The organism is Corynebacterium axilliensis, from assembly GCF_046097495.1.
Classification (GTDB): domain Bacteria; phylum Actinomycetota; class Actinomycetes; order Mycobacteriales; family Mycobacteriaceae; genus Corynebacterium.
The window spans coordinates 548,156-573,302 of the sequence record NZ_CP175768.1 but is presented as its reverse complement, the minus strand read 5'-3'; the positions used below and the strand labels follow the sequence as shown (position 1 = coordinate 573,302).

The window sequence follows — 25,147 nt, the reverse complement described above, 5'->3', positions numbered from 1 at the left end:
GGGTGCTTGCGACCCGGCGCTTTCCTATGGGGTGACGACGGGGCGAGAGGCTCGCTCCAGCAGGACCGCGATCGAGTCGTAGGTCTTGCCGGCGATCATCTCCAGGCCCATCTCGCAGGTGCGGTTATCGGAGACGTAGGCATCGAAGTGCTCCGCGTTGAGCGAGGCGCGTTCCTCGCGCGTCGCGGACTTGACCAGCTCCGGGTGGAGCATGACGCGGTCGCCGGCAGAGCCGCAGCACATCGCGCCTTCCGGAACCTTCGCTTCGCCGCAGAGGTTGGCCAGATCTACCAGGTCCTGGCTAATGCCCATGTGCTCCGTCGAACACGTCGGATGTACCGCGATGGAGCCCATGTTGTGCACAATCGGCAGGTGCGGGGCTACCTCGTCGCGCAGCCACTCCACCACGTCGAGGATGCGGAGGTCCTGCCAGAGTTCACGGTCGGCGTCGGACAGCGCGTCCGGTACCGAGTCCAGCAGGCCGTGGGTGCAGCTGGCGGCGTCTACTACGATGGGCAGGCGGCCGTGCTCGGACCAGTGCCAAAGGTCGCGGACGATCTTTTGGGCCTGGTAGCCAAAGCCTTCCTTGTATCCCTTGGAGGACCACGGGGTGCCACAGCAATCGCCGGTGACGTCGTCCGGGATCCAGACTGGCTGGCCGGCGCGGCGTCCCAACTCCACCACGGCGCGCGGCAGATCCACCGAGTCCGGTGCAGCACCTGCGGGCCGGCCGAAGATGCGGTTGATGCAGGCGGGGAAGTAGAGCGCCTGGGCGCCCTCGCGCGGGGTCTCCGGCAGGCGGGACGCGCCCTTCGGCAGCGGCCCAGGAACTGTCGGCAGCAGGTCGGGTGACACGACGTTGCGGGCCATGTTGGCACCCAGCTCCAGGGGCTTGTGGGGCACCTTATTGGCGGAAATGACGCCGGCGCGGGCGAGCTTTTCCACCACTTCCCAGCGCTGTGCGGTGGTCAGCGCCACCTTCTCGCGGGCCGGGGTCGCCTGCTGGGCGCGCAGCTGCTTCATGACAGCGCCGGTGTCGATGCTAATCGGGCAGGGGATAGAGCAGGTGCCGTCGGCGGCGCACATGTCCACTGCGTCGTACTGGTACTCCTCCTGCAGCTGGGCCAGGACCTCGGAGCCCTCCTCTTGGCGCGCCATTTCCCGGCGCAGCACGATGCGCTGGCGTGGAGTGACGGTGGCGTGGCGGGAGGGGCAGACCGGCTCGCAGAAGCCGCACTCCACGCACGGATTGATATCGTCCTCGACCTTGGGGAAGGACTTGAAGTTGCGCAGGTGGATAGTTTGATCGCGGGTGAGCTTGATATCGGGGGCGAGAATTCCCTGCGGGTCCAGCATGTGCTTGACCTCCCAGAAGAGCTCGAAGGCCTCCGTGCCCCACTCGTGCTCCAGGTAGGGAGCCATGTTGACGCCGGTGCCGTGCTCGGCCTTCATCGAGCCCTGGTACTTGTCAATGACCAGCTCCGCCAACTCGTCCAGGAAGTTCGCGTAGGACTCGCGTTCCTCCTCGCGGTCGAAGCGCGGGGTGAAGAAGAAGTGCAGGTTGCCAAAGGCGGCGTGGCCCATGACGGATTCCAGGTAGCCGTACTTAATCTGCAGGTCCATCAGGTCGGCGGCTGCCTCGCCCACCTTGTCGGGCGGGAAGCAGACATCCTCGGTGATGTACGCCGTCCCATTGGGGCGGTCGGCTCCCAGGAGGCCGTAGAGGCCATTGCGCAGCTCCCAAGCACCACGCATGCCTTCCGGGGAGGTTTCGAACTCGAGGGGACGGGTCAGTGGGGCGTCGGCAAGCACGGCACGGAGTCTGTCCATCGCCGCCTCCAGGTCGTCCTCATCGCTGCCGCCGACCTCTACCAGCAGAGCCGCAGCGTCATCGTCCAGGTCTCGCCACGATTCCGGCGCGTGGGAGTAGTGCTCGGCGGAACGCCGCATGACGGGGGCGACCAGCAGCTCGCAGGCCTCCGCACCGGTTTCCATGATGGGGTGCACCACGTTCGCGGCATCGCGCAGGTTGCGAAGTTCCACCCAGGTGGTGGCCTTCACACGCGGCAGCTTGACGGTGCGGATGACGGACTCCGTGATGGCGCCGAAGATGCCCTCAGAGCCGACGAGAAGGCGCTTGAGGATGTGCACCGGCTCGTCCTCATCCAGGAAGGCATCAATGCGCAGACCGTTGGTGTTGCGGATGGAGAACTTGGTGCGCAGAAACTCCACCATCTCCGTGTTGGCGCGCAGCCTATCGCGGAAATCCAGGAGCTGGGCGTGAAGTTCCGGTTCCTGCGCACGGAAGGCGGCGTCACCATGGGCAGTGTTCACGATGGTGCCGGACGGAAGGACGAAGGTGAGCTCTTCGACGCAGTGGTAGCTATCGCGCTCCAGGGAGCAGCGCATTCCGCCTGAGTTATCCGCCAGCACGCCGCCGATGGTGCACACCGAGGTCGACCCCGGGTCGGGCCCCAGCATGAAGCCGTGGCGGGAGAGCACCGCCTGGGCATCGCCGAGAATAACGCCAGGCCGGGACCACAAGGCGCGGCCACCGTCGCGGACCTCCATGCCGGTGAAGTTCGACTTGACGTCAACCAGGATGTCATCACCCATCGCCTGACCGTTGAGCGAGGTGCCGGCCGCGCGGAAAGTCATATGCCTGCCGTTGGCCTCGCAGTACTTCATCAGCTCTGCCAGGTCGGAGGCGTTGCGCGGCGAGACCACGATGTTGGGGATGGCGCGATACGGGCCGGCGTCAGAGGAGAAGCGGACGAGGTCCGTCAGACGTCCATGGACGTTATCTTTACCTACGATGGCTTCCATGTCCGCAACGAGGTCAGCGGGGGAGCCGTGGCGGTAGCGCGCAGGGACCGCGTCGGCCTGGCTCGTAGCGTCCGCTGGGCGGGAAAAGTGAGAGGAATCGGGGCTGAGGAGCTTAGACATACCTCTAATCTATCGCGCGACAGTAACTATGTTCCCAATTCCGGGCGGCTTCTTTTCAGCGAGCGGGATTGCACCCCGTTCGGGTGTACTGGGCGTTGAAAAACGGCGAAGGCCTCCCAGGGCCGGAAGGCGTGGGAGGTTGAATCGAGTGGATCGGGGGAGAGAATAGGGGAGAGCGCTGTGCGGCTTAGACCTCGCTGAGGTCCTGGTCCTTGAGCTCCTTCATCACCAGGATGGCGATGAGAGAGACCACGCAGACTGCCACCAAGTAGTAGCCCACGTAGTTGACGTTAAAGGTGCTCACCAGCCAGGTCGCGATGAACGGGGCGACGGCGGCGCCGAGAATTGAGGAGACGTTGTAGGCAATTCCAGAACCCGTGTAGCGCACGTTGGTGGGGAAGAGCTCCGGCAGCACTGCGGACATCGGTCCGAAGATGAGGCCCATGCAGAACATGCCGACGAGCAGGAAGCACAGGACCGAGTTGCGGTCAGCGACGTCCAGCCCCAGGAAGAGCGGGAAGCTGAAGCCGAAGGCGATCATCACCACGGAGGTCACGATCAGCACCGGCTTGCGCCCGTACCTATCGGACAGCATGGAGGAGACCGGGATGCCGACGATGAACATGAAGATGGAGATCAGCTGGACTTCCAGGAACTCCAGGTACGGGATACCCAGGCCGAGGCCCTGCGCCTTATCACCAATGCCATAGGAGAGGATCCACGTGGTCACCAGGTAGAACAGGGTGTAGCAGGAGAGCATGACGAAGGTTCCGATGATCATCGGCTTCCAGGAGGTCTTGAAGGCTTCCACCATTGGGGTCTTGGCCTTCTTGCCCTGGGTCACGGCCTTCTGGAAGACCGGCGTTTCCTCCAAGCGCAAGCGCACATACAGGCCGATGAGAACCATGACGGCGGAGAACAGGAAGGGCAGGCGCCAGCCCCACTGCATGAAGGCGCCGGTAGTATCCCCGCGGGTGTAGTCCATGGACGCAACCAGTAACAGGAACAAGCCGTTGGCCAACAGGAATCCGAATGGTGCGCCGAACTGCGGCCACATTGCGGCAAACGCGCGCTTGCCGTCCTTGGCGGTTTCGGAGGCCAGCAAAGCCGCACCCGACCATTCGCCACCCAGGCCCAAGCCCTGGCAGAAGCGCATCAATGCCAGCAACGCCGGGGCGATGATTCCGGCGGTCTGATACGTCGGCAGCAGGCCGATGCAGAAGGTGGCTATACCCATAGTGAGCAGCGCGCCGACCAGGGTGGCCTTGCGGCCGATGCGGTCGCCGAAGTGGCCGAAGACCACGGAGCCCAGCGGGCGAGCGATAAAGGCAAGTCCGAAAGTGGCGAAGGACTGCAGCAGGGCCACCGTCGGATCGTCCGTCTTGGGGAAGAAGAGGAACGGAAACACCGCCACGGCAGCGGTGGCATAAATGTAAAAGTCGTAGAACTCGATAGTGGTGCCGATAGTTGACGCCACGGCCACGCGCACGCGGTCTCGTGGGGTGAGCTCTGCAGCCGCGGGAACTGACTTAGTCTGCGGCGCGGTGTCCACTGCAGTCATCGGAGCAGCCTCCTTAAGGATTTCAATAGGCTGATTGGTTGTGGAAGGAATCCTATCGTTTCACTATTTGGAATACAAGTCCCACAACGTGAAACATTCACAGAGTGTCGAGGTTTCACTGTCTGGGACGAGAGTGTGGCCTTGGAGTGGGCGCTGGAGTCGGCGTTAAGGCTGGCGCTGGGCCGAGCGCTTGTCGACGTCGTGCCGACTGGCGCACGTCGTTAGACATGAAGACGTCGACAAGCGCGCTTTAGTCACCGCCGGGAAGTATGGGCTCAGCTCTCAAGGTGTGGCGCGTGCGGTGATGCGGACGGGTGCGGTGGAGGTGTGGGGCGTCCATATACTCTGACATAATGTACATTATCGGACAATTACATATGCTGGCATTTGTGGCGGCGGCTTGCTCCACCTGGTTTCGCTGTACTGTCAACGCCGTGCTGTCGTCTGACTCGCCTGGTCCTCGTTCCTTATATGTATGCCGTGTGGGCGCTTGCCGCGGGTCAGCGCGGTGCCTAATTGTGCCCAACGGTGTCCGTGTAGTCGCCCGTAACGTTATGTGGGTGTCGCCGGCGCGGGCGTGGCTCGCGGCGCTAGTCTAGGAGCTATGCCTATTCAACACGTTGTAGACAAGCCCTCTCGCGCAGCTCTTTTTCTGGTCCTGAACATCGCCCCCGGTGGCGAACAGGCTACTCGGGATATGTTGACCGGATTCACTGGCACCTACAAGTCGGTACAATTCCGTCACAATGACGGAAATCTATATACTGTGGTCGGCATCGGTGCCTCCATGTGGTCGCGTCTAACTAGCGCTCCGCGCCCGAGCCTTCTCAAAGACTTCGAGGCTATCCACGCCGCGCACGATGCGCCCGCCACGCCTGGCGATATCCTCCTGCATTTCCGCGCCAACTCCTACGACCTGTGCCACGAGATGGCTCGCCACGTGCTGGACCAGCTGGGCGCGCACGCCACGGTCGTCGATGAGACGCAAGGATTCAAGTACCTGGATCAGCGCGACCTTTTGGGTTTTGTGGACGGAACGGCTAACCCGTTCGACGATGAAGCCCTGGGCGTGGTTTTGTTGGAAGACGATGCTGACTACCCACGCGGATCTTATGTCACGGTACAGAAATATATTCATGACTTGGCCGCGTGGAATCAGCTGAGCACCGAGGAACAAGAACGCGTGATCGGCCGCACCAAGGCTGACGATATTGAGCTGGATGAGGAGACGAAGCCATCGAACTCGCACGTGGCGCTCAATGACTTGGATGAGGATATCTACCGCGAGAACATGGTCTTTGGCTCCTTCGCCGCGGGTGAAATGGGAACGTACTTCATCGCCTACGCCAAGGATCCGGAGCACATCAACCAGCGCCTGCGCAACATGTTCATCGGCGATCCGGAAGGCAACTACGACCGCATCCTTGACTTCTCCACGGCGCTGACCGGCACCAACTTCTTCGTGCCCAGCGCGGAGCTGATGGATAGCTTCGACGAGCTCCCACACTAGCTACCAGACTAAGTCCCTGCGGCGCACGGAAGTAGACAATCTGGGCATTGTGCCCACGCTACCTGTGCGTCTTTGTTAGGCTGTGGCTCACAACATGGGGTGCCGCACGTGGTGTGGCTGAGATATAGACCCATTGAACCTGCACTTAGTTAGCACTAGCGAAGGGATAGTTGTGAACGACTTTGTGGCGCGCGGCGCCTACCCCCGTGTCCTGTCTATTGCCGGCACCGATCCAACCGGCGGGGCGGGAATTCAGGCTGATTTGAAGGCCATTGCCGCCGCGGGCGGATATGGAATGTCCGTGGTGACCGCCCTGGTGGCGCAAAATACCCAGGGCGTGCGCAGCGTCCATGTCCCGCCGGTGGACTTTCTCCGCGAGCAGCTGGACTCCGTTCGCGATGACGTGGCCATTGATGCGGTGAAGATCGGCATGCTGGCTGACGCCAGCATTACCCACGTGGTGGCGGAGTTCCTCGACGGCCTCGATCCGTCCGTTCCAGTTGTCCTTGACCCTGTCATGGTTGCTACCAGCGGTGACCGCCTCTTGGAAAAAGAGGCAGAGCAAGCCGTGCGCGAGCTGTGCCGCCGCGCGGATGTCATCACACCGAACCTCAAGGAACTGGCGGTGCTCACTCAGACCGAGGAAGCCCGCAGTTTGGACGAGGCCATTGCTACCGCTACGACGTGGGCGCGCGAGGCCGGCACCGCCGTTGTGGTCAAGGGCGGTCACTTGAACTCGCGGTGTGCTGATAACGCCGTGGTGGCCCCAGACGGTCAGGTGCACCGGGTGCAATCGACTCGCGTGGACACCAAGAACACTCACGGCACCGGCTGCTCGTTGTCCTCGGCGCTGGCCACGCGGCTGGGCGCCGGCGACGATGCTGCGGCTGCCCTGGAGTGGTCCACGCAGTGGTTGCATGAGGCCATTGCACACGCCGATGCGCTCCGCGTCGGCACTGGTCACGGCCCCGTCGACCACTTCCATCGCGCCCAGCGTCTCATGCGGGCAGCCTCCGCGGTGCCGCTACCCCACCTCGCCGGCCCGCTCAAGGAAGAGGCACAGGCGGCGCAGCCCCGCGTGGCCGCAGCCGGCCCGCACACCCAGCGCCTCTGGAACATCGCGGCGGCGCAGTGGGACGCTATCGTGGCTCTGCCCTTCATCGAGGACTTAGGATCCGGTGCCCTGGATGAGTCGGCGTTTTCCTTCTACCTCGATCAGGACGCCCAGTACTTGTCGTCCTACTCGAAGGCCTTGGCACGGCTGGCTAGCCTGGCGCCGAGCACCGAAGAACAGCTCCACTGGGCAGAAAGCGCCTATGGCTGCCTCGCAGAAGAAGCAGAGCTCCACCGCACCTGGCTCCAGGGAAGGGTCTCCTCGGCGCCGTCGCGAGTCACCAGCGCCTATACCGACTTTCTGATCCGCTGCACCCACACCGATGACTACGTGGTGGCAGCGGCATCGGTGCTCCCCTGCTACTGGCTGTACGCGGAGGTGGGCCTCTATTTGGCAGAGCACGATTCGGAAGACCACCCCTACCACGCGTGGCTTAAGGTCTACGGCGGTGAGGACTTCCTGGGCAGCGTTCGACGCAGCCTGGAGATTGTGGAGCAAGCCCTGGCGCGGGCGGACGAAGAAACGCGATCCCGCGCCGAGCGCGCCTACATCAGCGCCTGCATCCACGAGGTGGATTTCTTCGACCAGGCGGACCGGCGCTTCTAGTGCCCCGCGGCGATCTTAGCGCTGGCGGTAGGCGGCCACGAGCTGGCCTATCGTTAAAAGCCCCAGCACCACGGCGAGGGCCGCGAGCCACGGCATGTCCTGCGTGAGGACAAAGATACCAAAGGCAATGAGGACGACGAGGCGCACCCACAGGGCGGGGATCAGGCGGCGGTAGCCCATCGTCGCTACTTCTGGAGAGTCACGCGGACGTTGACCGCACCGACCTCGGAGATCTTGGCCGCGATCATCTCCGGGGTTTCCACGCCGTAATCGAGACGGTTGAGCGGAATGTCGCCGCCCAGCACGACGGTGTCTGCGTCGCGTACCACCTGGAAATCATTGGTCACCTGCTTTGTCTCGCCATGGATGGTGAGGTCACCAGTGAGCGAGACGGTGGCCGCGGAGCCGTCGTCAGGTACTGCGGAGAGGTCCGCCGGCTCGGTCAGCGTAAACGTCGCCACTGGGAACTCGTCTACTTCAAAGAGCTTGGACTTCATGTTCTGATCGCGGACCTTCTTGTCCGTCGTCAGCGTCGCCATGTCAACGGTGATCGTGGCGTCCTCGACCGTAGAGCCCTTGATCGTGGCCTGCCCGGTGACGTCCTTGGTGGAGCCGGATGTAGTGCGCTTGTCTGCGGGCAGGATTTCATCGATGGTGAAACCGGCAGAGGTGAAGTTGTAGGGCGAGCCCTTGACCACGTTCCACTCGCCTTCCAGATCTGTCGTGGCGGCCTGGGTCCTCTCGGCGTTGACCGGCTCAGTCTTGACTCCCCTGCCCATTACCAACGAGAACACCAGCGGCCCGAAGGCCAGCGCCGAGGAAGCGAGAATCAACACCACGAAGATGGTGATGACGAGCTTTCGGTTTCCCAACAACGATTTCATACGTCCTATCTCAATTCCTCGAGCTTGCGCGCGAGCGTGACCAGCTCGGCGCACAGTTCTTCTATCTCTTCTGGGCTGGCGCTTTCCGACGCCGCCGTTGCCACGTCCTGAGCGCAGCACCGCAACTCAAATAAGCCGTCCCGGAGGCGATCAGCCTTCTCTGGCGTCAAGATAACGGCATCCGCCGGGATCTGGGTTCCGGCGACGTTATTGCGCTGTTCGTAGGCGCGCTGCTTGCACGACGGCGAGCAAAACTTGCGCGGCCGGCCCCGGCCTCCCTGTGCGATCTCCTTGCCGCACCATTGGCAGGTGGCCGCAGCGTTACGCCGAGGCGAGCCATGCTGTCGGTCCTGTGTACCAATCACTCCACACACCTTAGCCCATAATCCTTGGGCTGGGAACAAAGCCCAAGCAGCATTCGTTATACTGGTGGAACTTTGGGTGATAAAGGTCGAACCCGATCCTGGACCCTCAATGCTTTAACACTGCTTGAAAAGGATGATGTTGCATGGCAGATCGCGTACTGCGCGGCAGCCGCATGGGCGCTGTGAGCTACGAAACCGACCGCGACCACGACTTGGCTCCGCGCCAGATGGTGAAGTACCGCACTGAGGACGGCGATATCTACGAGGTGCCTTTCGCTGACGACGCGGAAATCCCCGAGGAGTGGATGTGCAAGAACGGCAAGCTCGGCACCCTCGTCGAGGGCGAGGGCGTGGAGTCCAAGCCGGCGAAGCCGCCGCGTACCCACTGGGACATGCTGCGTGAGCGCCGTTCCATTGAGGAGCTGGATGAGCTTTTGACGGAGCGCATTGAGAACCTGCGCTCCCGCCGCCGGGCAGCTGCCCGCCTGCTCAAGGAGCAGAAGGAAGAAGAGGCCAAGGAGTCCTAAGCCGACACCGGCTGAAGAGCAAAAAAGGGGTGCTTGTCAGCACCCCTTTTGTCATGTCTTGGCTTCTTTCCTTGGCGGCTTCTCTACGCGCCACCGCTGCTGGAGAGCTCAGGCCACTGGAGGGCCAGCTCCGCTAGATAGATGGCCAGAGCAGGGCCTACTACCGCGAGGAAAAATAGGTAGCTGCCCCACTGGCCCGGCGCAAAGAACGGGAAGAGAATCATCAGCGCAGCCGGCAGAATAGCGAGCACCGTGCGCGGCAGGTGCGCAACCGCCCGGGTCATCGCTTGCGCGCAGCGCTGCGTAAACGACAGTCCGGGCCTGTCGAGGTGGAAGAACCATACGCTCACGCAGCCCAGGACAATGAGGCCGGAGATCAACGCCGCGCGGAGCACCAGACCCATGGACCCCAGATCGGCCTGGGCAATGACGGCAAATTCGTAGGCGGCGAGGCCCACGAGGAGAAGGCATAGGAGCCACCACGCGGTGTTGGGGGCTGGCCTGGTGAGGATGCGGCGTACGAACGCAGAGCCGCGGCGGGAGCCTTCCTCGCGCACCATCTCCCCTATCACCTCGTGAGCGGTTCGCAGGGACATGCCACCCGTGACGACGGGGAAACAGGTGATGACGAGCAAAACGTTGACGATCACGAGGTCGGCGAACAAGCTCAGGACGGCATAGAACTTGGACTCGGGCCCGAGGAATCGATTCATAGAGATCAAACCTAATAGAAGGGCCTCCCGGTGGAGTGAACCGGGAGGCCTATTTCGGGGGATGCGGCGAAGCGCTAGTGCACGCTAGCCCTTCACAGCACCTGCGGCGACACCTTCGATGATGTGCTTCTGCGTGGAGAAATAGAAGATGACGATCGGGATGATGGCGAGCACCAGCATGGCCATCATGGCGCCCATATCGCGGTTACCGTTGGAGCCAACGAAGGACTGGATGACCACCGGAATGGTTTTGTAGCGCGTGGACAAGCCAATGACCAGGTACGGCAGCAGGTAGTCGTTCCATACCCACATGGCGTTCAAGATAGCCACGGTCACTGCCGTGGGCTTGAGCATGGGCCACACCACCCGGAAGTAGTTCTGGATGGGGCCACAGCCGTCGATCATCGCGGCCTCTTCCACGTCGATGGGGATCGACTTCACGAAGCCGGCGAACATGAACACTGACAGTCCCGAGCCGAAGCCGAGGTACAGGACCACGATTCCGAGGGGGTTGTTGAGGTGAAGCATGTCCGCAATCTTCACCGTCGGGAACATCACCATCTGGAACGGGATGATCATGGAGACCACGAACAGGTAGTACAGCAGGTTGGTCCACCACGTCTTCACGCGGGTGATGTAGTACGCCGTCATGGCGGAGAAGAACACAATGACGATGACGGACAGGATGGTGATGACGAAGGACCACAGCGTGGCCTCCAGGAAGCCCTGCTTGGTCAAGCCCACCATGAAATTCTCGAATCCTACCCAGGTCTCCCCGATGGGCAGTGCAAACGGGTTGGAGGAGATGGCGAACTTCGACTTAAAGGAGTTGACGAGGATGAACAGGATGGGGCCCAGGAACACGATGGTGAAGAACACCAGGATGGCGTACACCACGAACTTGGCCCCGCCGGACATCCGGGTTTCGCTGTCAGACGGCAGCTGGTGGTCCTTGTGCTGGGAGGCAGGTAAGGCCTGCGTAGAGGTAGTCATGGCTTAGGCCTCGATTTCCTTGGAACGGGTGGCGCGCAGCTGGAAGTACGCGATGACGATCACGACGACGACGAAGATCACGGCCTTGGCCTGGCCCACGCCCTCGACGTTCATCCGGTTAAACAGCGTGTTGACGATGTTGAGCGCCACCATCTCAGTTTGGCCTGACGGCGCGCCATTGGTGAGCGCCAAGTTCTGGTCGAAGAGCTTGAAGGAGTTCGACAGTGTGAGGAACAAGCAGATAGTGATGGACGGCATGACCAAGGGGATGGTCACGTGGCGCAGCATTTCCCACTTGTTGACGCCGTCGAGCTCGGCGGCCTCGATGAGCTCCGGCGGGACGTTCTGCAGGCCCGCGATGTAGATAATCATCATGTAGCCAATGAGCTGCCAGTTGAGCAGCATGATGAGGCCGGCGTAACCGAATTTCCAGTCCGCACTAATCGTCGTGGAATAGTGCGAGAGCACAGCGTTGATCATCGTCTGCCAGGTGTAGCCCAGCACGATGCCGCCGATGAGGTTCGGCATGAAGAAGACCGTGCGGAAGAAGTTCGTGCCGCGCAGCTTGCGCGTGAGCATCCACGCCAGCAGGAACGCAATGACGTTGACGGTGATGACGGAAACGATGACGACGAGGACGGTGAAACCGAAGGCGGCGATAAAGCCCTCGCGCTCAGAGAAGGCCTTGGCGTAGTTGTCTAGGCCCACCCACTTGGCCTTGGTGATCGTGGTGAACTTCGTAAAGGAGAGAAAGAAACCTACAACGAACGGGACCAAGAAGGCAATCATGAATGCCAGCAGGGTGGGCAAGACGAATACTGGGAAGTACTTCTTCAGTGTTGCTTGCATGGTGGTGCGACCTTAGCTATTAGGTGTGTGGGAGCGCTTAGCCCCAGTTGGCTTCCTTCTCAGCGGTCCAGTTGTCCTTGAACTGGTTCACCACGTCCTCCCACTTCATGCTGCCAGAGGCGTACTGCGCCAGCGCCTGGCCAAAGTCATCCTTGAACTGCTGGGACGGGAAGTACTGGAAGTTCCACGGGTAGGTGGTGACATCCTTGTTGGCAATGGCATCCGCCACCTGCTTTGCAAGCGGGTCACTGGGGGTGTCCTCGGCGGTGTAGGAGTCGAAAGGAGCGATGAAGCCCAGGTCCTTAACCACGTGCTCCTTGCCGGCCTCAGAGGTAAACAGCCAATCCACGAAGTCCTTCGTTGCCTGCTGGTCCGCCTCCGAAGCCTCGGCGTTCACGCCCAGGTAGTTCTCAGTACCGACGTTGAGGCCGAACTTCTCCTCGTCCGGCAGACCCATGTACATCGGCATGAACTTGATCTTGTCTTCCTTGACCACGTTGCCGGAGGTCTCCGAAATCTGGGACCATGCCCAGTTACCGTTCTGCACCATAGCAGCCTTGCCCTGGGCAAACTCTGCCATGGAATCAGATACCGTCTTGGACGGGGCCAGGGACTTCTCCACCGTGGAGTTGTCCAGGTAGAGATCGAAGAGGTTCTTGAACTCCTTGTTGTGGGAGAACTCAATCTCGTTGGTGTCCTCAACACCCTTGTCCTGGAACTCCTGCCAGATAGGAGCGTTTGCCAGGTGGGTCTGCCAGCGCCAATCCTCACCGGAAGTCAGCGAGGTGGAGGCGAAGGCACCCTCGATGCCCAGCTCGTCCTTCTTGGACTGCATGTCCTCTGCTACTTCCTTGAGCTTCTGGTAGCTGGTGATTTCGTCCGTGGACTTGATCTTGGCCCCGGAGGTGGCGATGTACTTGTCAAAGATCTCGTCGTTGTAGATGAGGCCGAAACCTTCGACGGCAAACGGCACGCCGCGCAGCTCCCCGTCCTCGGTGGTCAGCGGCGGCACGTCATCCGTGAGCTGTTTTGCCACTTCGGTATCAGACATATCCGCCATGTAGTCCTGCCAGGTGATGAACCCGGCGGGGCCGTTGACCTGGAACAGCGTGGGGGCTTCGTCCTTGCCAATCTCCGCCTTGAGCGTTTGCTCGTAGGAGCCGGAGGCGGCGGTGACCACCTTGACGTCCACACCAGTCTCCTCGGTGTAGGCCTTCGCAATCTCCTGGTAGGCGGCATCCTGCTCCGGCTTGAAGTTGAGGAAGTAGACGTTTCCTACATCGTCCGAATCGGAGGAGCATGCTACCAGGCTGGTAGCGGCGAGGAGAGATGCCATCGAAATGGAGGCAATGCGAGTGAGACGCTTCATGATGAGCTCACCTTTCTAAGTGAGAAATCGGCACGGAGGCCAATGCTATGAACTGGTTGACCTGTTCTTCAGTTTAGTGATGTGGTGAACATCAACAAAGTTTATGGGAGTCAAATCGCCCGTTTGTGAGCATATGCATATCCGGACAAGAAAAAATGCCCCAATAATGGGGCATTCGGGCAGATACTGCACATATCGGACTGTGAAAACCATGTGCTTGCCCCCGCTTGTGTTGAGTTCACACGCGGGCGGGGACCCGCACCTGGTTATGAGAGGTTTTCCTGAGGGTGTGGGGCATGCAGGAGGCGGGCCTCGTAGCGACGGCTGGGCAGGACAGTCGCCACGTAGGACTCGGTGGCCTCCGGGAGTGAGACGGCCTCTCCCCTCTCCTGCGAGAGATACCAGCGGTGGTCCGTGATCTCGTGGAAGATCTGTGCCGGTTCCAACTTGCCCATCATCTCGCTAGGCACGGCGGCGAGGGTCGGCTCATACTCCTGGGTCATCCAGCGGTGCGCTGCCTGAGTAAGGCCCACGTGCGCCGCACACTCCACTGCCTGATAAGCCTGAATGGAGCTGAGAAGGCGCTGCGCTTGGTGTTCTTCCACGCTGAGGCCGGTGAGACTGAGTAGCTCCGCGCGGTAGTGGCCGGGGTCCACCACAACCGGACGGATGCGCACCGTCTGCTTCGCGGCATCCTTGGTGACCTTGAGCTCGCCCACGTCGAAGCCCAGGCGGTTCAGCCGGTCGATGCGCTCGGACACGCGCCAGTACTCGCTGGCGTCCACCGCCTCCTCTGCGGTGAGCTCGTCCCACAGTTCCAGATACGAGCTCTCCACGAGGCTGCCTAGCGCAATGACGTCGATGCTCGCGTCCAAATGCTCGCCGGCCTGAAGATCCATGAGCTCGCCGATGATGTTGACGCGGGCAATGTCGACGTCGTAAAGCCGGCGTGATTCTGAGAGGTTCGGCTGGAACTCCCCCGTCTCGGCGTCGACCAGGTAGGCCGAGTAGGTGTCCGCATCGCGCCGGAAGAGGGTGTTCGACAGTGATACGTCTCCCCAGTAAAAGTTGAGAAGGTGCATCCGTACAAGCAGCACCGACAGCGCGCGGATGAGCTTCTTCGCCTCTTCAATGGTGAGGTCCCGGGAGAAGATCTCGCGATACGGCAACGAGAACTCCAGGTGCTCGGTCACCAGTGCCGCGGTAAGCTCGCCGTAGCTTTCTATGGCGGGATGGCGCCCAGTGATGACGGCGACTGGACGCACACTAGGAGCGCCGAGGCGCTGTAGCTCACGCAGCATCTTGTATTCGTGGTGGGCGGTGCGCACACCAATCTACTTGACCGCGACGATGCCACGGTTGATCCCCACAAAACGCACGATGTGCCGAGAAATGCCCCTGGGCAGGGCTGCGATGAGTTCATCGGGCCAATGCTCCAGGGGCGTATCCCACGGCAACGCCAGCAACGCTGACGCGTACGTTGAGGAGGTAATACTCATTGACTCTTTCATGGTGAGCCGTTCTCCTCCTCGGTAGTGTTTAGGGCAGACGCTGGCCAGTCGACGCCGAGAAGTTATGCTGGCCGCCCTCGGCGATACGAGCGTGGAAGACGCTGCCCGGTGCTGGCGCCGTGTTCGGAGCCGCGCGGACGACGATCTGGCCATCCTCCGGCACGTCCTCTGCGGCGGATCCCAGATCGCCGTCACCGACGAGCTTGCCGTATAGGAAGGAATCGGAGCCCAGCTCCTCGACAAAGTCCAGCTTGATCGGGATCGAGTGCTCGGTGGACTCGCCTTCAGGGATGACCTGCAGGGCCTCCGGGCGGAAACCAATGGTGATGCGGCCGTTGTCCTCCGGGGCCATGGCCTCGATGGTCTCGCGAGAGAGCTTGATGCGGGCATCGCCGGAATGAGCGACGTCGCCGTCAACGGTAAAGGTGCCCAGGTTCATGGCCGGGGAGCCGATGAAGCCGGCGACGAAGACGTTGGCGGGGTTGTCGTACAGCTCGCGCGGGGCGCCCACCTGCTGCAGGTAGCCGTCCTTGAGCACGGCGATACGGTCACCCATGGTCAAGGCCTCGGTCTGGTCGTGGGTGACGTACACGGTGGTCACCCCGAGCTTGCGCTGGAGGGCGGCGATCTGCGTACGGGTCTGGACACGCAGCTTCGCATCCAGGTTAGACAGCGGCTCGTCCATGAGGAAGACCTGCGGGTTACGCACGATGGCCCGGCCCATGGCCACGCGCTGACGCTGGCCGCCGGAGAGTGCTTTCGGCTTGCGCTCTAGGTACTCCGTCAGCCCCAAAGTGGCTGCGGCCTCGTCGACGCGCTGGTTGATCTCTTCCTGGGACTTGCCGGCAATCTTCAGGGCAAAGCCCATGTTCTCGCGCACGGTCATGTGCGGGTAGAGCGCGTAGTTCTGGAAGACCATGGCGATGTCGCGGTCGCGCGGGGCGACGTGGGTGACGTCCTTGTCGCCGATGTAGATAGCGCCGTCGGTGACGTTTTCCAGGCCAGCGAGCATGCGCAACGTGGTGGACTTACCGCAGCCGGAGGGGCCGACGAGCACCAGGAACTCGCCGTCGGCGATGTCCAGGTTGAACTTCTTCACCGTGGGCTCTGCGGCCCCTGGGTAGGTCAGGGTTGCGTCTTTGAATGTAACGGTTGCCATTGCGGTAACTCCTCCATCGGCAGGTACGTGCCGAACGATCCGTAGTGTGAGAATCCGTGAAACACATCACGTTGCACCGGTTCAGTGCCACCTACAACACTAGCACCGCAACTGGTTATTACCGCAACGGCCCGACCACCTTGTGACAAGGAAGTCGGGGCGCAGAGGAACTGGAGCCTTAGCGCTTGAATGCGTGCTTAGCCAGGGAGGTCATCTCCTCGACGAAGCCAATCACCTCGGACTTTGCCTTAGAAGCCTTAGAACCCAGCTCCATGTCCTTGACGGTGCGGCTGGCCAGGGTGGAGATCTCACTGGTGAGATCGGTCAGCTGCTCCGAGCGGTGCGCGACGCCCCACTTGGTGACCTCAAGGAGAGAATCCTTGACAAAGGAGCCGTCCAGCTTGGACTCGCCCAGCTCGCGCTCGGTGAAGGTAATCGGTACCTCGCGCACGTCGAATCCATCCTTGATGGCGCGGAAAGCCACATCCACCTGGAAGATGTAGCCGGCCTTGGACAGCTCGCCGAAGTCGAGGTGCTCCAGCAGCTCGCGGCGGAAGGCGCGGTAGCCCGCGGTCATGTCGTTGATGCCGGCGCCCAGGGCGACCGAGATGTACTTGTTGCCCAGACGGGACAGCAGCTCGCGGTTGGCGGGCCAGTTAACGGTCTCGCCGCCCGGCACGTAGCGGGAACCGATGACGAGGTCTGCCCCCTTGTCAATTTCCTGGAGGAGCAGGTGCAGCTGCTCCGGGGCGTGGGAGCCGTCCGCATCCATCTCGCACAGGACCTGGTAGTCCTGCTCCAGGCCCCACTCGAAGCCCGCGATGTAGGCGCCCAGCAGGCCGCCCTTGCCCTCACGGTGCAGGACGTGGAGGTGGTCATCCGCAGCCGCCAGCTGGTCTGCGGCCTCACCGGTGCCGTCCGGGGAGTTATCGTCCACGATGAGAATGTGGACCTCCGGGGTGGCTTCGCGCACGCGGCCGGTAATCAACGGCAGGTTCTCAATCTCGTTGTAGGTGGGGATGATGACCAGGGTGGATTCGTGGGTCGAGCTCACTTGTTCCTTGCTCCTTTAGATTTCTTTTCTGGGCGTGGTGCCGCGTCCCACGCGGGTGGAATAGACCGCCAGCAGCGCGCAGACCGTTCCAATGATAACCATGAGCCATTGCAGGAGCGAACCATAACGCACCGCTAGGGTGCGGTTTTCTCGCAATGGAAGCTCCTCTTCCAGATAAGCCGGCTCGAAAATACCGCTTGACTGGCTCACGCTGCCATCTGGGTGCACGATGGCGGAGACCCCGGAGGTGGCCGCCACCACGACCGCGCGGTCCGTCTCAAGTGCGCGCAGGCGGCTCATCGCCAACTGCTGGTAGGTCATGTCGGAGTCACTGAAGGTGGCGTTGTTGGTCGGCGTAGACAGGATCTGTGCGCCGTGGTCGACGGCGCTGCGGAAGGCCTGATCGAAGCTCACCTCGTAGCACGTCGCGATGCCCACGGGGATCCCCGCCATGTCTACGACTCCAGTGCCGTCTCCCGCCTTCATGTCCCCTGCTAGATCCACCAAGTCAGTGAACCTCTTAAAGAAGTCACGCAACGGCATCGTCTCTCCGAAGGGCTGGAGGTACTTCTTATAGTGGTGTTCACCCACGGAGCCATCGGGATTGAATACCTGCATGGTGTTTCGTGCCCCGACGTCGTCGACAGTCAGCGTGCCGACCAGGACGGGGGCATCGATGGCGGCCGCGGCGGAGTTGATAAGCTCCCGCGCGTCCGGATTCCGGAAGGGATTGATATCGGAGGAGTTTTCCGGCCAGATAACGATGTCGGGGCGAGACCCAGCGCGGGCGGCCTCCTCGGTCACGCGGACGTGATTGTCCAACACCGCGCGGCGCTGGGCAGCAAAGTCCAGGCCAAGGCGCGGAACGTTGCCCTGCACGGCGGCGATGTCGACGGTGTCCACGGTGGCGCCGGGCTTGTTAACGACTGCGCCGGCTAACAACCCACCCACCAGCGGCACCGCGATAAATCCGCACGCCAACCGCGGTGCGTGCGCTAGACCGACGAGGCCGGCGGCAGCGCACACCACCGCACACGTAATAAGCGCTGGACCGCCCCACGGCGCGAGGTTGGCCAAGGGGCCTTCTATTTGGCCCCACGCCAGGCGCACCCAGGAAAAACCGCCGAAAGGCACCGAGGAGCGCAGCATCTCGACTGCGACATAGAAGAAGGGGAAGGCCGCGAATCCGTGGCGCCGGCGCAACAGCGCCGCCCCGCCGATGCCCAGCAGGATGCTGTAGAGGGACAAGAACAAAGCCAGCGCAATGTAGGGCGCGTTGCCCACCAACTCCCCGATCCACGGCAGAGTAAGCAGGTACAGCACGGCGCTGTGCACGACGGCTACGAGCGCGCCCGTGCGCAGGCGTGGGGCCTTTCCCCGCCATGGGGAAAGCGCTGCCACCAGAATGGCAATGCCGATGATGCCGGCGGCCCACCAGCCGCGCGGTTCCACGGCCAGATACGTAATAGCGCCGGAGGCCGCGGCCAGGACTGTACGGAAAAGAAACTCCAGCACTACTTGGTGCCGTCCCCGAAGTCTTCCGGCTTCACGTGCTCGGTCCAGTCCCGCAACTCGTCCTCATCGATGACCTCGTGGGACTGCCCAGCGGTTCCTGCGCCCGGGCCGGCTGTGGCTGCGCCGAAGGAGCCGTAGGAATCACGGTGTTGTGCCATGGGGGATGCCTCGTAGACGCGCACGCCCATGTTCTCGATCTTCTTAAACATGGAGGCTGCCAGCACCGAACGGATGACTGAGCGAGTCGGTGCGAAAATGAGCAGCGCGCCCATGATGGTGGACACGAAGCCAGGCAGGGACAAAAGCAGGCCACCCACCATGGTCAGGCCCACGTTTCCGGCAGTCTTGCCCGGGGTTGGATCCTCCATAACGTAGGCGCCGTCACCGGATGTGCGGATGCGGCTGGACATCATGCGGCGCACTTCCCAGCTGGCGATGGACATGCCGAACAGCATGGTGAGCGCGAGCGCCAGGAGCGCCCAGAGGACGCCGATCCACTGAGCTACGGCCCAAAAGGCCAGTGATTCCAAGAGGATGTATGCGATGAACAGAACAAACGGCATGCCGCCTACCCTACTTGCCTCACCTGGCAGTTCGCTGAAGACCCGCCTCGGGGAGATAAACTGGCTCACCATGACTGATAGCCTGCACTTTTATCCGGACGGCGGCATGGTGGAACCACACCAATGGGTAGCCCTGGGCAAGGCGGCGCGCGCCGGTGCCGACGGCAACGTGTACCTGGAGCAGCACAGCGTCATTAGCGTGCGCGGCGTGTACGACGTGGAAGCCTTCGCCGACATCGAACTCCCCGACTCCCCCGGCGATACTCCGACTACTCATCGTTTTGAGGAGCCACCCATCGGGTGGCTGACCCAGCACACCGAGCCAGGCCGCGTGGACTTGGGTGCGGGCCTTCATCGTGGTGTGTTGCCGGGTGAGCACGCCGAGCTCATCGGCCAGCTTGGCGCTGCCATTTCTGTGACCGAGTGGCGTGGCGTGGTCATCCACGACCTTGCGGAGGGTGACGCCGACGTGGTCTTGCGGGTACTGGCTCCCCGCGGCTTCATCTTCGACGCAAACTCGGCCTTCCTCAACGACTAGCCCGGACTAGCGGGGACTAGCGCGGCATGTGACGCCACACCGGGCGCGGAACCAGTCGCATTACCCACGCCAGCGCCTGCAGCGGGCGGGGAATCCAGAGGGTGCGGGAGCCCGTACCCTTCTCGATTGCCGCGCTCACGGCAGCGGCAACTACGTCCGGGGTGACCGAAAGCGGCGCGGGCTTCATCCCCGTGGTCATCGAGCCGATGACAAAGCCGGGGCGCGCCGTGATCAGTGAGAGCGGGCCGCCGTGCAGGCGGTCGGCCAATCCCTGGCAAAAAGCGTCCAGCCCGGCCTTGGTGGAACCGTAAACATAGTTCGCGCGGCGTGCGCGCCATCCGGCAATCGAGGAAAAGGCAACGATGTGGCCCTCGCGCATGACGCTGGCCAGCACCGTGAGCATGGAGACCTGCGCGGCGTAGTCGATGAGGGCGATATCAAAGGCATGCGCTTCGTCGTGTTCGGCGCGCTCCTGTTCCCCCAGGATGCCGAAGGCCACCACGGCCGTGGTGATGTCAGTGCCCGCGAGCTTAGCGGCGCGCTCCACCACTACGCGGTGGGAAGCCACATCGGCAGCATCGAAGGACATCGTGTGCACCGACTCCGCCCCCGCACGCATCAGCTGTGCCGAAAGTTTTTCCATGCCATTGCCTCCGCGCGCTGCGAGCACCACCGGCCGGCCCGCGCACTGGCGCAGCGCCAGCTCACCACCGATGTCGCTGCGTCCGCCCAGAATAAGAAGCGCACCCACTAGCGCACCTCCCGCGGCGCGCAGTTCAGGGACTCACTGTCCGTAGCAGTGATCACCATAATGTCCTCCAAGCGCATACCCCATTTTCCGGGAACGTAGATGCCCGGTTCGATGGAAAAGCACATCGACTCAGCAAGCTCAAGCTCGTTGCCTTCCATGATGAAGGGCTCCTCATGCGTCGACAAACCAATGCCATGCCCGGTGCGGTGCGTGTAGTACTCTCCCCACCCAGCCTCAGCAATGACGCGGCGGGTGGCGCGGTCCACCGCCTGGGCGCTAGCACCTGGTCGTGCGGCCGCACGGCCTGCAGCCTGCGCCTCCTGTAGCACCGCCCAGGCCGCTTGGAAGTCCTGCGGGGCTGTCGCAATGTCCCCGCCCACGACGTAGGTGCGGGTGCAGTCGGAGTGATAGCCGGAATCCAGCGTGCCGCCGATGTCAACCACCACCGGCTCACCTTCTGCCAGCCTGCGGTCGCCGTAGTCGTAGTGCGGGTTCGCCCCGTTCGGTCCGGAGCCGACGATGATGAAGTCCACTGCCTGGTGCTCGCGCAGGATCAGCTCGCGGAGCTGGGCCGCTACCTCCGCTTCAGTGCGCCCGGGCTGTAGGAGATCCGGAACCTGCGCGTGTACCGCGTCGATGGCGTGGGCGGCACGCAGCAGCTGTTCCACCTCCTCCGGATCCTTGCGCGTGAACAGCTCCGCCAAAGCTTCTGTCGCCAGCACGCAGCGCGCCTGCGGCAGTGCAGCCTGGAAGCGCAGGACGTGATCCGCGGTCAGGGAGCTCCCCAGCGCCACCGTGGCGGGGTTCAGCCCATACAGGGCCAGCGCATACGGATCCTGACCGTCACTCCATCCGCGCACCGTGGCAGGAACGCCCGCGAGGGAGTCCTGATCAGTCATAGGAGCCACAATGACGGGTTCTCCCTCCGGCCGCAGGACCAGGCACGTCAGGCGCTCATGGGAGCTGACCCATGAACCTGTCAGGTATGCGAACTCCGGCCCGGTGCCAATGAAAGCGGCATCGATGCCGCGTTGCGCCAGTACTGCCTGGGCTCGCTGGAGGCGGGAAGTGAACACACCGTTATCAGTCATGTGCTCCAGCCTATCCTTCCCAGCCGGCCTATAGGATAGGGCGCAATGATTTCTCACCCGTCCACCGTTACGATCCGCACGCGCGAGGCGTACTGCTCGGGCGTGCTTGTCGACGTCTCCCTGCGCCCCCGCCTTAACCACCGCACCCGCCTCGTGCTCACCTGCGCCCACTTCTTCCGCCCCGGGCTCGTCCCCGGTGACAGCTACAAGGTCCGCGGCGGGTTCAACCGGCGGATTCAGGCGGTGCGCACCATCGACGGCACCGACATGGCTATCTGCGCGCTGGATAGACCTGCCCCGCCCCGGGATCTCCCCGGCCTATCCGAGTCCTTTCCCCACTTCCGGCAGCCAGTTGTCACGTGGGGTTTTGGCGGCAAGGCAGCCCGGGCGCAACGCCGACGCGGCCACTTTCTCGCACCGCTGTGGCGCACGTGGTCCGCAGATTCTGCGGACCACCGTCTCCCCCGCCGGCTTCCTCTTCAACGCGGAGCCTGCGCTCAAGGGTGACTCCGGCGGGCCGGCCTTCGTGGGCGAGGAGGTTGTGGGAACGCAGTCCCTCATCCTCGACCCCTTCGGGGCGAATCTGCACGTGGCCACGATTTCGCTTGCTGCCCCTCACCGCGCAGCGATCGCCGCGGCGGCGAGCGCGCTCCTCAAGAGCGCTTAGGCACCAATGGCGACGACACCGCGCTGGATGGCGTCAATGGCGCGCCGGGCATTGCGGCGAATCTCCTCCTCGTAGCCGGTCTTGGCCACCTGCTGCAGGAGGTCCACCACCTGACGGCACCAGCGGACGAAGTCACCGGGCGTGAGCTCAGCGCCGGCCTCGTTGGCCGCGCCCATGCAATACGCCAGCGGTGCCCCGGCCGTCCACTGGTGGATAGCCAGGGCGAACGCGGGTTCTGGTTCCCGGGTCTGCGGCAGGCGCTGGCGCTTTTCGTCTGCGACGAGTTCCGCGTAAATGCGCCAGGTGTCCTCCATGGCATCGGCCATGGGATCCGTCGCCGCGACTGGCTCGCCGCGGGTGGCCTTGCGGTTCTCAAAGACACACAGGGAGGCCACGCCGGCCAGCTCCGCCGGGTCGAGGTTATTCCAGATGCCGCGCTTGAGACACTGTGCCACGAGCAAATCGGATTCGGAGTGAATCTGCGCCAAACGCTCGCCCTCGTCGGTGATGACGGGCTCGCGGTCGGCCCCGTAGCCTTCAAACTCCACGTAGTCCATCTCCGAGAGCAGATCGACGATGCGCTCAAAGGTGCGGCCCAAGGTATCGGTGGCCCGCTCAATCTTGGCCTGCAGCTTCTCCAGGTCGCGCTCGCGGCGCGCTAGCTTCTGGGCTACCCCGGCCAGCTGCTCGCGGTCGGTCGCCGGCCAGCGGTGGACCGGGTGTGCTCGCAGTTCATCGCGCAACTGGCCCACTTTGTGGTTGGGGCGATTGCGCGGGGTAGAGCGCATCTTCTTCGGCCGCGAGTAATGATCCCGCTTGAAGGTGTCCTGGACGTATTTCACGTGGCGGCGCGGGCTCTTTTGTACCGCGCGCGGCAGCTTCATCCGTCCCACCGAGATCGGCGGATTCTCAATTCCAGCGGCATCAATGCGCCCGGACCACCCTGATTCCGTGGTCACCCACGGGCGCGGATCCGCAGTCTGGTTGGCGGGGGTAATAACCACCGCCAGCGTTGGCTTCTTCTTCGTGGCGATGGCGATGACCTCGCCCACCTGCAACCGGGCCAGGACTGCAGCGACCTCCTTGCGGCGCTCGTCCTTCTTGGCTGCGTGGGCGGCCTTTTCTTCGTCGGTCAGCGCGCGGCGCAGCCGCACATAGTCCATGAGGACATCGGCCGCGTCTTCATCGTCGGTGGTGGGCGGGGCCAGGTGGCCCAGGGCATCCTCCAGCTGCGCGCGCAGTTCCTTGACGCGGTGCTCCGCGCGCTCGATCTCGCGGGTCTCCTCCACCACGGATCCATCCGCCTGGAACTGAGCAAAGGACTTCTCCAGCAGGCGCAGGGACTCCTCGAAGCCGAGCATGCCCAGCAGGTTGATGGCCATGTTGTAGCCGGGCTCAAACGTGGAGATGAGTGGGTAGGTACGGGTAGACGCCAGGCCCGCGACGGCCTGCGGGTCCATCGCCGGTGCCCACTGCACCACCGCGTTGCCCAGCGTGTCGATGCCACGCCGGCCGGCGCGGCCGGTGAGCTGTGTGTACTGGCCCGGGGTGAGGTCTACGTGCGCTTCGCCGTTGAACTTCACAAGCTTCTCCAGCACCACGGTGCGCGCCGGCATGTTGATGCCCAGAGCCAGGGTCTCGGTGGCGAAGACCGCGCGCACCAGGCCCTTGACAAAGAGCTCCTCCACGATGTGGCGGAAGGCGGGCAACATGCCCGCATGGTGGGCGGCAAAGCCCCGGGAGAGGGCTTCGCGCCAGCGCTTGAAGTCGAGCACCTGGAGGTCTTCCTCCGGGATTCCCTCCACGCCTTTGTCCACGATCGCCTTGATCTCCGCAGCCTCCTCCTGGGAGGTGAGCACCATGCGCGAGCGCAGGCACTGGTAGAGCGCGCCATCGCACCCAGCGCGGGAGAAGATGAAGGTAATTGCCGGGAGCATGTTCATGGCCTGCAGCTCCTTGAGCACCTCCGGCCGGCCCAGCGGGCGGTAGCGGTCCTGGGCGCGCGGCGCACCACTGCGCTTGTCAGATCTTTCGGCCTTGTCCCTTCCCCGGCCGCCGCCCTTGTGGCGAGCGCGGGCGCGGAAGCTGGCGCGTCCATCCGCCCGGGTCGCGTCCTCGGCGCCGGACTCCAGCCGGTGGATGCGGCGCTGCAGCTCCGCGTTGACCTGTCCGCCGGAATCCGGCTCGAAAAGCGGGTAAATCTTGCGGCCCACCATCATCCACTGGTCCAGTGGGACGGGCCGATTCTCGGAGACGATGACGGTGGTATCGCCGCGCACGGCGCTCAACCAGCGGCCGAATTCCTCGGAATTGGACACCGTGGCGGAGAGCCCAATGATGGAGACGTGTTCGTCCAAGTTGAGGATGACCTCCTCCCACACCGCGCCGCGAGAGGCATCCGCGAGGAAGTGGATCTCATCCATGACCACGTGGGTGAGGCGCTCGAGCGCACCGGAGCTGGCGTAGATCATGTTGCGCAGCACCTCCGTGGTCATCACGAGGATGTCCGCAGAGGAGTTGATGGACACGTCACCGGTGAGGAGGCCTACAGCGTCCTCACCGTGGGCCTCCACTAGGTCGTGGTACTTCTGGTTGCTCAGCGCCTTGATCGGCGTGGTGTAGAAGCAGCGGGTCCCCTGACTCAGCGCGAGGGATACTGCAAACTCGCCCACGATTGTCTTGCCGGCGCCCGTCGGTGCGCAGACCAGCACGCCGTGGCCCGCCTCGACGGCGCGGCACCCCTCCAGCTGGAAGTCATCGAGGGAGTACGGCAGGGTGCTGGTGAACTCGTCAAGATGCGTCAAGGTCATAAGCTCCCAGGGTACCCGGCCAGACTTGTCCCGTGGCGGGTGGGATATGGC

At 63.0% G+C, this 25,147-nt stretch carries 22 protein-coding genes, 1 pseudogene and 1 riboswitch; of the genes and pseudogenes, 6 read left to right on the top strand and 17 right to left on the bottom strand.

The window, feature by feature from the left end:
• Positions 1 to 24 precede the first annotated feature (24 nt).
• On the bottom strand, positions 25 to 2,946 hold the full coding sequence (locus ACKFR8_RS02780; RefSeq protein ID WP_408930530.1) for an FAD-binding and (Fe-S)-binding domain-containing protein: 2,922 nt from the start codon (positions 2,944 to 2,946) through the stop codon (positions 25 to 27).
• A gap of 187 nt (positions 2,947 to 3,133) precedes the next feature.
• Positions 3,134 to 4,507, bottom strand: a complete 1,374-nt coding sequence (locus tag ACKFR8_RS02775; protein WP_408930529.1) for an MFS transporter — start codon at positions 4,505 to 4,507, stop codon at positions 3,134 to 3,136.
• 604 nt (positions 4,508 to 5,111) lie between these two features.
• Between ACKFR8_RS02775 and ACKFR8_RS02770 the strand changes: the two genes are divergently transcribed.
• Positions 5,112 to 6,017 (top strand): Dyp-type peroxidase, encoded by a 906-nt coding sequence (locus ACKFR8_RS02770; RefSeq protein WP_296132315.1) that lies wholly within the window; start codon positions 5,112 to 5,114, stop codon positions 6,015 to 6,017.
• 85 nt (positions 6,018 to 6,102) lie between these two features.
• Positions 6,103 to 6,202: riboswitch (TPP riboswitch) on the top strand.
• Positions 6,202 to 7,737 carry a bifunctional hydroxymethylpyrimidine kinase/phosphomethylpyrimidine kinase gene (locus tag ACKFR8_RS02765; protein ID WP_408930970.1) on the top strand — a complete coding sequence of 512 codons (1,536 nt, stop codon included), beginning with the start codon at positions 6,202 to 6,204 and terminating at the stop codon, positions 7,735 to 7,737. It overlaps the preceding riboswitch by 1 nt.
• Before the next feature lie 15 nt (positions 7,738 to 7,752).
• Here the strand turns inward: ACKFR8_RS02765 and ACKFR8_RS02760 are convergent, their stop codons facing one another.
• The 3 genes from ACKFR8_RS02760 to ACKFR8_RS02750 are packed head-to-tail and all read right to left on the bottom strand — an operon-like array spanning position 7,753 to position 8,986.
• Positions 7,753 to 7,917: a hypothetical protein gene (locus tag ACKFR8_RS02760; RefSeq protein ID WP_296132317.1), complete on the bottom strand. Its 165-nt coding sequence runs from the start codon at positions 7,915 to 7,917 to the stop codon at positions 7,753 to 7,755.
• Between the two features lie 5 nt (positions 7,918 to 7,922).
• Positions 7,923 to 8,621: a YceI family protein gene (locus tag ACKFR8_RS02755; protein ID WP_408930528.1), complete on the bottom strand. Its 699-nt coding sequence runs from the start codon at positions 8,619 to 8,621 to the stop codon at positions 7,923 to 7,925.
• A gap of 5 nt (positions 8,622 to 8,626) precedes the next feature.
• A complete protein-coding gene (locus tag ACKFR8_RS02750; RefSeq protein ID WP_408930527.1) occupies positions 8,627 to 8,986 on the bottom strand; it encodes a hypothetical protein in 360 nt (119 codons plus the stop codon).
• Positions 8,987 to 9,129: 143 nt separating this feature from the next.
• Here ACKFR8_RS02750 and ACKFR8_RS02745 point away from each other — a divergent pair, with 143 nt between their 5' ends.
• The gene (locus ACKFR8_RS02745; protein WP_296132324.1) at positions 9,130 to 9,513 is read left to right on the top strand and encodes an RNA polymerase-binding protein RbpA; all 384 of its coding nucleotides are present in this window, start codon (positions 9,130 to 9,132) and stop codon (positions 9,511 to 9,513) included.
• A gap of 83 nt (positions 9,514 to 9,596) precedes the next feature.
• Here the strand turns inward: ACKFR8_RS02745 and ACKFR8_RS02740 are convergent, their stop codons facing one another.
• The 9 genes and pseudogenes from ACKFR8_RS02740 to ACKFR8_RS02700 all read right to left on the bottom strand — a co-directional run bounded on the left by ACKFR8_RS02740 (position 9,597) and on the right by ACKFR8_RS02700 (position 19,239).
• Positions 9,597 to 10,226: a MusI family membrane protein gene (locus tag ACKFR8_RS02740; protein WP_408930526.1), complete on the bottom strand. Its 630-nt coding sequence runs from the start codon at positions 10,224 to 10,226 to the stop codon at positions 9,597 to 9,599.
• Positions 10,227 to 10,310: 84 nt separating this feature from the next.
• Positions 10,311 to 11,219, bottom strand: a complete 909-nt coding sequence (locus ACKFR8_RS02735; protein WP_296132328.1) for a carbohydrate ABC transporter permease — start codon at positions 11,217 to 11,219, stop codon at positions 10,311 to 10,313.
• Positions 11,220 to 11,222: 3 nt separating this feature from the next.
• On the bottom strand, positions 11,223 to 12,068 hold the full coding sequence (locus ACKFR8_RS02730) for a carbohydrate ABC transporter permease (RefSeq protein ID WP_296132331.1): 846 nt from the start codon (positions 12,066 to 12,068) through the stop codon (positions 11,223 to 11,225).
• A gap of 37 nt (positions 12,069 to 12,105) precedes the next feature.
• Positions 12,106 to 13,437: an ABC transporter substrate-binding protein gene (locus ACKFR8_RS02725; RefSeq protein WP_296132334.1), complete on the bottom strand. Its 1,332-nt coding sequence runs from the start codon at positions 13,435 to 13,437 to the stop codon at positions 12,106 to 12,108.
• A gap of 266 nt (positions 13,438 to 13,703) precedes the next feature.
• Positions 13,704 to 14,948: pseudogene (locus ACKFR8_RS02720) on the bottom strand (DUF4032 domain-containing protein).
• A gap of 28 nt (positions 14,949 to 14,976) precedes the next feature.
• Positions 14,977 to 16,107, bottom strand: coding sequence for an ABC transporter ATP-binding protein (locus ACKFR8_RS02715; protein WP_408930525.1), 1,131 nt, complete (start codon positions 16,105 to 16,107; stop codon positions 14,977 to 14,979).
• Positions 16,108 to 16,285: 178 nt separating this feature from the next.
• Positions 16,286 to 17,161 (bottom strand): polyprenol monophosphomannose synthase, encoded by an 876-nt coding sequence (locus ACKFR8_RS02710; RefSeq protein ID WP_408930524.1) that lies wholly within the window; start codon positions 17,159 to 17,161, stop codon positions 16,286 to 16,288.
• Between the two features lie 15 nt (positions 17,162 to 17,176).
• Positions 17,177 to 18,676 carry an apolipoprotein N-acyltransferase gene (gene lnt / locus ACKFR8_RS02705; protein ID WP_408930523.1) on the bottom strand — a complete coding sequence of 500 codons (1,500 nt, stop codon included), beginning with the start codon at positions 18,674 to 18,676 and terminating at the stop codon, positions 17,177 to 17,179.
• Positions 18,676 to 19,239 carry an FxsA family protein gene (locus tag ACKFR8_RS02700; protein ID WP_408930522.1) on the bottom strand — a complete coding sequence of 188 codons (564 nt, stop codon included), beginning with the start codon at positions 19,237 to 19,239 and terminating at the stop codon, positions 18,676 to 18,678. The genes lnt and ACKFR8_RS02700 overlap by 1 nt, the downstream gene beginning before the upstream one ends.
• A gap of 70 nt (positions 19,240 to 19,309) precedes the next feature.
• On the opposite strand from ACKFR8_RS02700, the gene ACKFR8_RS02695 reads away from it, so the two are divergent.
• Entirely contained in the window at positions 19,310 to 19,777 is a 468-nt protein-coding gene (locus ACKFR8_RS02695) for a hypothetical protein (RefSeq protein ID WP_408930521.1), read from the top strand.
• 16 nt (positions 19,778 to 19,793) lie between these two features.
• On the opposite strand, the gene ACKFR8_RS02690 is transcribed toward ACKFR8_RS02695, so the two are convergent.
• Entirely contained in the window at positions 19,794 to 20,528 is a 735-nt protein-coding gene (locus tag ACKFR8_RS02690) for an SDR family oxidoreductase (protein WP_408930520.1), read from the bottom strand.
• A complete protein-coding gene (locus ACKFR8_RS02685; protein ID WP_408930519.1) occupies positions 20,528 to 21,619 on the bottom strand; it encodes a M24 family metallopeptidase in 1,092 nt (363 codons plus the stop codon). The genes ACKFR8_RS02690 and ACKFR8_RS02685 overlap by 1 nt, the downstream gene beginning before the upstream one ends.
• Positions 21,620 to 21,664: 45 nt before the next feature.
• Here ACKFR8_RS02685 and ACKFR8_RS02680 point away from each other — a divergent pair, with 45 nt between their 5' ends.
• Complete coding sequence (locus ACKFR8_RS02680; RefSeq protein ID WP_408930518.1) at positions 21,665 to 22,126, top strand: hypothetical protein; 462 nt, start codon at positions 21,665 to 21,667, stop codon at positions 22,124 to 22,126.
• Positions 22,127 to 22,160: 34 nt separating this feature from the next.
• Positions 22,161 to 22,286, top strand: a complete 126-nt coding sequence (locus tag ACKFR8_RS02675) for a hypothetical protein (RefSeq protein WP_408930517.1) — start codon at positions 22,161 to 22,163, stop codon at positions 22,284 to 22,286.
• Here ACKFR8_RS02675 and ACKFR8_RS02670 read toward each other — a convergent pair.
• Positions 22,283 to 25,096 carry a DEAD/DEAH box helicase gene (locus tag ACKFR8_RS02670; RefSeq protein WP_408930516.1) on the bottom strand — a complete coding sequence of 938 codons (2,814 nt, stop codon included), beginning with the start codon at positions 25,094 to 25,096 and terminating at the stop codon, positions 22,283 to 22,285. The genes ACKFR8_RS02675 and ACKFR8_RS02670 overlap by 4 nt on opposite strands.
• Between the last annotated feature and the right edge of the window lie 51 nt (positions 25,097 to 25,147).

Bases quoted from the DNA above. Each gene is read 5' to 3' on its own strand.
- ACKFR8_RS02780 (WP_408930530.1), bottom strand. From the start codon at position 2,946: ATGTCTAAGCTCCTCAGCCCCGATTCCTCTCACTTTTCCCGCCCAGCG.
- ACKFR8_RS02775 (WP_408930529.1), bottom strand. From the start codon at position 4,507: ATGACTGCAGTGGACACCGCGCCGCAGACTAAGTCAGTTCCCGCGGCT.
- ACKFR8_RS02770 (WP_296132315.1), top strand. From the start codon at position 5,112: ATGCCTATTCAACACGTTGTAGACAAGCCCTCTCGCGCAGCTCTTTTT.
- ACKFR8_RS02760 (WP_296132317.1), bottom strand. From the start codon at position 7,917: ATGGGCTACCGCCGCCTGATCCCCGCCCTGTGGGTGCGCCTCGTCGTC.
- ACKFR8_RS02755 (WP_408930528.1), bottom strand. From the start codon at position 8,621: ATGAAATCGTTGTTGGGAAACCGAAAGCTCGTCATCACCATCTTCGTG.
- ACKFR8_RS02745 (WP_296132324.1), top strand. From the start codon at position 9,130: ATGGCAGATCGCGTACTGCGCGGCAGCCGCATGGGCGCTGTGAGCTAC.
- ACKFR8_RS02740 (WP_408930526.1), bottom strand. From the start codon at position 10,226: ATGAATCGATTCCTCGGGCCCGAGTCCAAGTTCTATGCCGTCCTGAGC.
- ACKFR8_RS02735 (WP_296132328.1), bottom strand. From the start codon at position 11,219: ATGACTACCTCTACGCAGGCCTTACCTGCCTCCCAGCACAAGGACCAC.
- ACKFR8_RS02730 (WP_296132331.1), bottom strand. From the start codon at position 12,068: ATGCAAGCAACACTGAAGAAGTACTTCCCAGTATTCGTCTTGCCCACC.
- ACKFR8_RS02725 (WP_296132334.1), bottom strand. From the start codon at position 13,437: ATGAAGCGTCTCACTCGCATTGCCTCCATTTCGATGGCATCTCTCCTC.
- ACKFR8_RS02715 (WP_408930525.1), bottom strand. From the start codon at position 16,107: ATGGCAACCGTTACATTCAAAGACGCAACCCTGACCTACCCAGGGGCC.
- ACKFR8_RS02700 (WP_408930522.1), bottom strand. From the start codon at position 19,239: ATGCCGTTTGTTCTGTTCATCGCATACATCCTCTTGGAATCACTGGCC.
- ACKFR8_RS02695 (WP_408930521.1), top strand. From the start codon at position 19,310: ATGACTGATAGCCTGCACTTTTATCCGGACGGCGGCATGGTGGAACCA.
- ACKFR8_RS02685 (WP_408930519.1), bottom strand. From the start codon at position 21,619: ATGACTGATAACGGTGTGTTCACTTCCCGCCTCCAGCGAGCCCAGGCA.
- ACKFR8_RS02680 (WP_408930518.1), top strand. From the start codon at position 21,665: ATGATTTCTCACCCGTCCACCGTTACGATCCGCACGCGCGAGGCGTAC.
- ACKFR8_RS02670 (WP_408930516.1), bottom strand. From the start codon at position 25,096: ATGACCTTGACGCATCTTGACGAGTTCACCAGCACCCTGCCGTACTCC.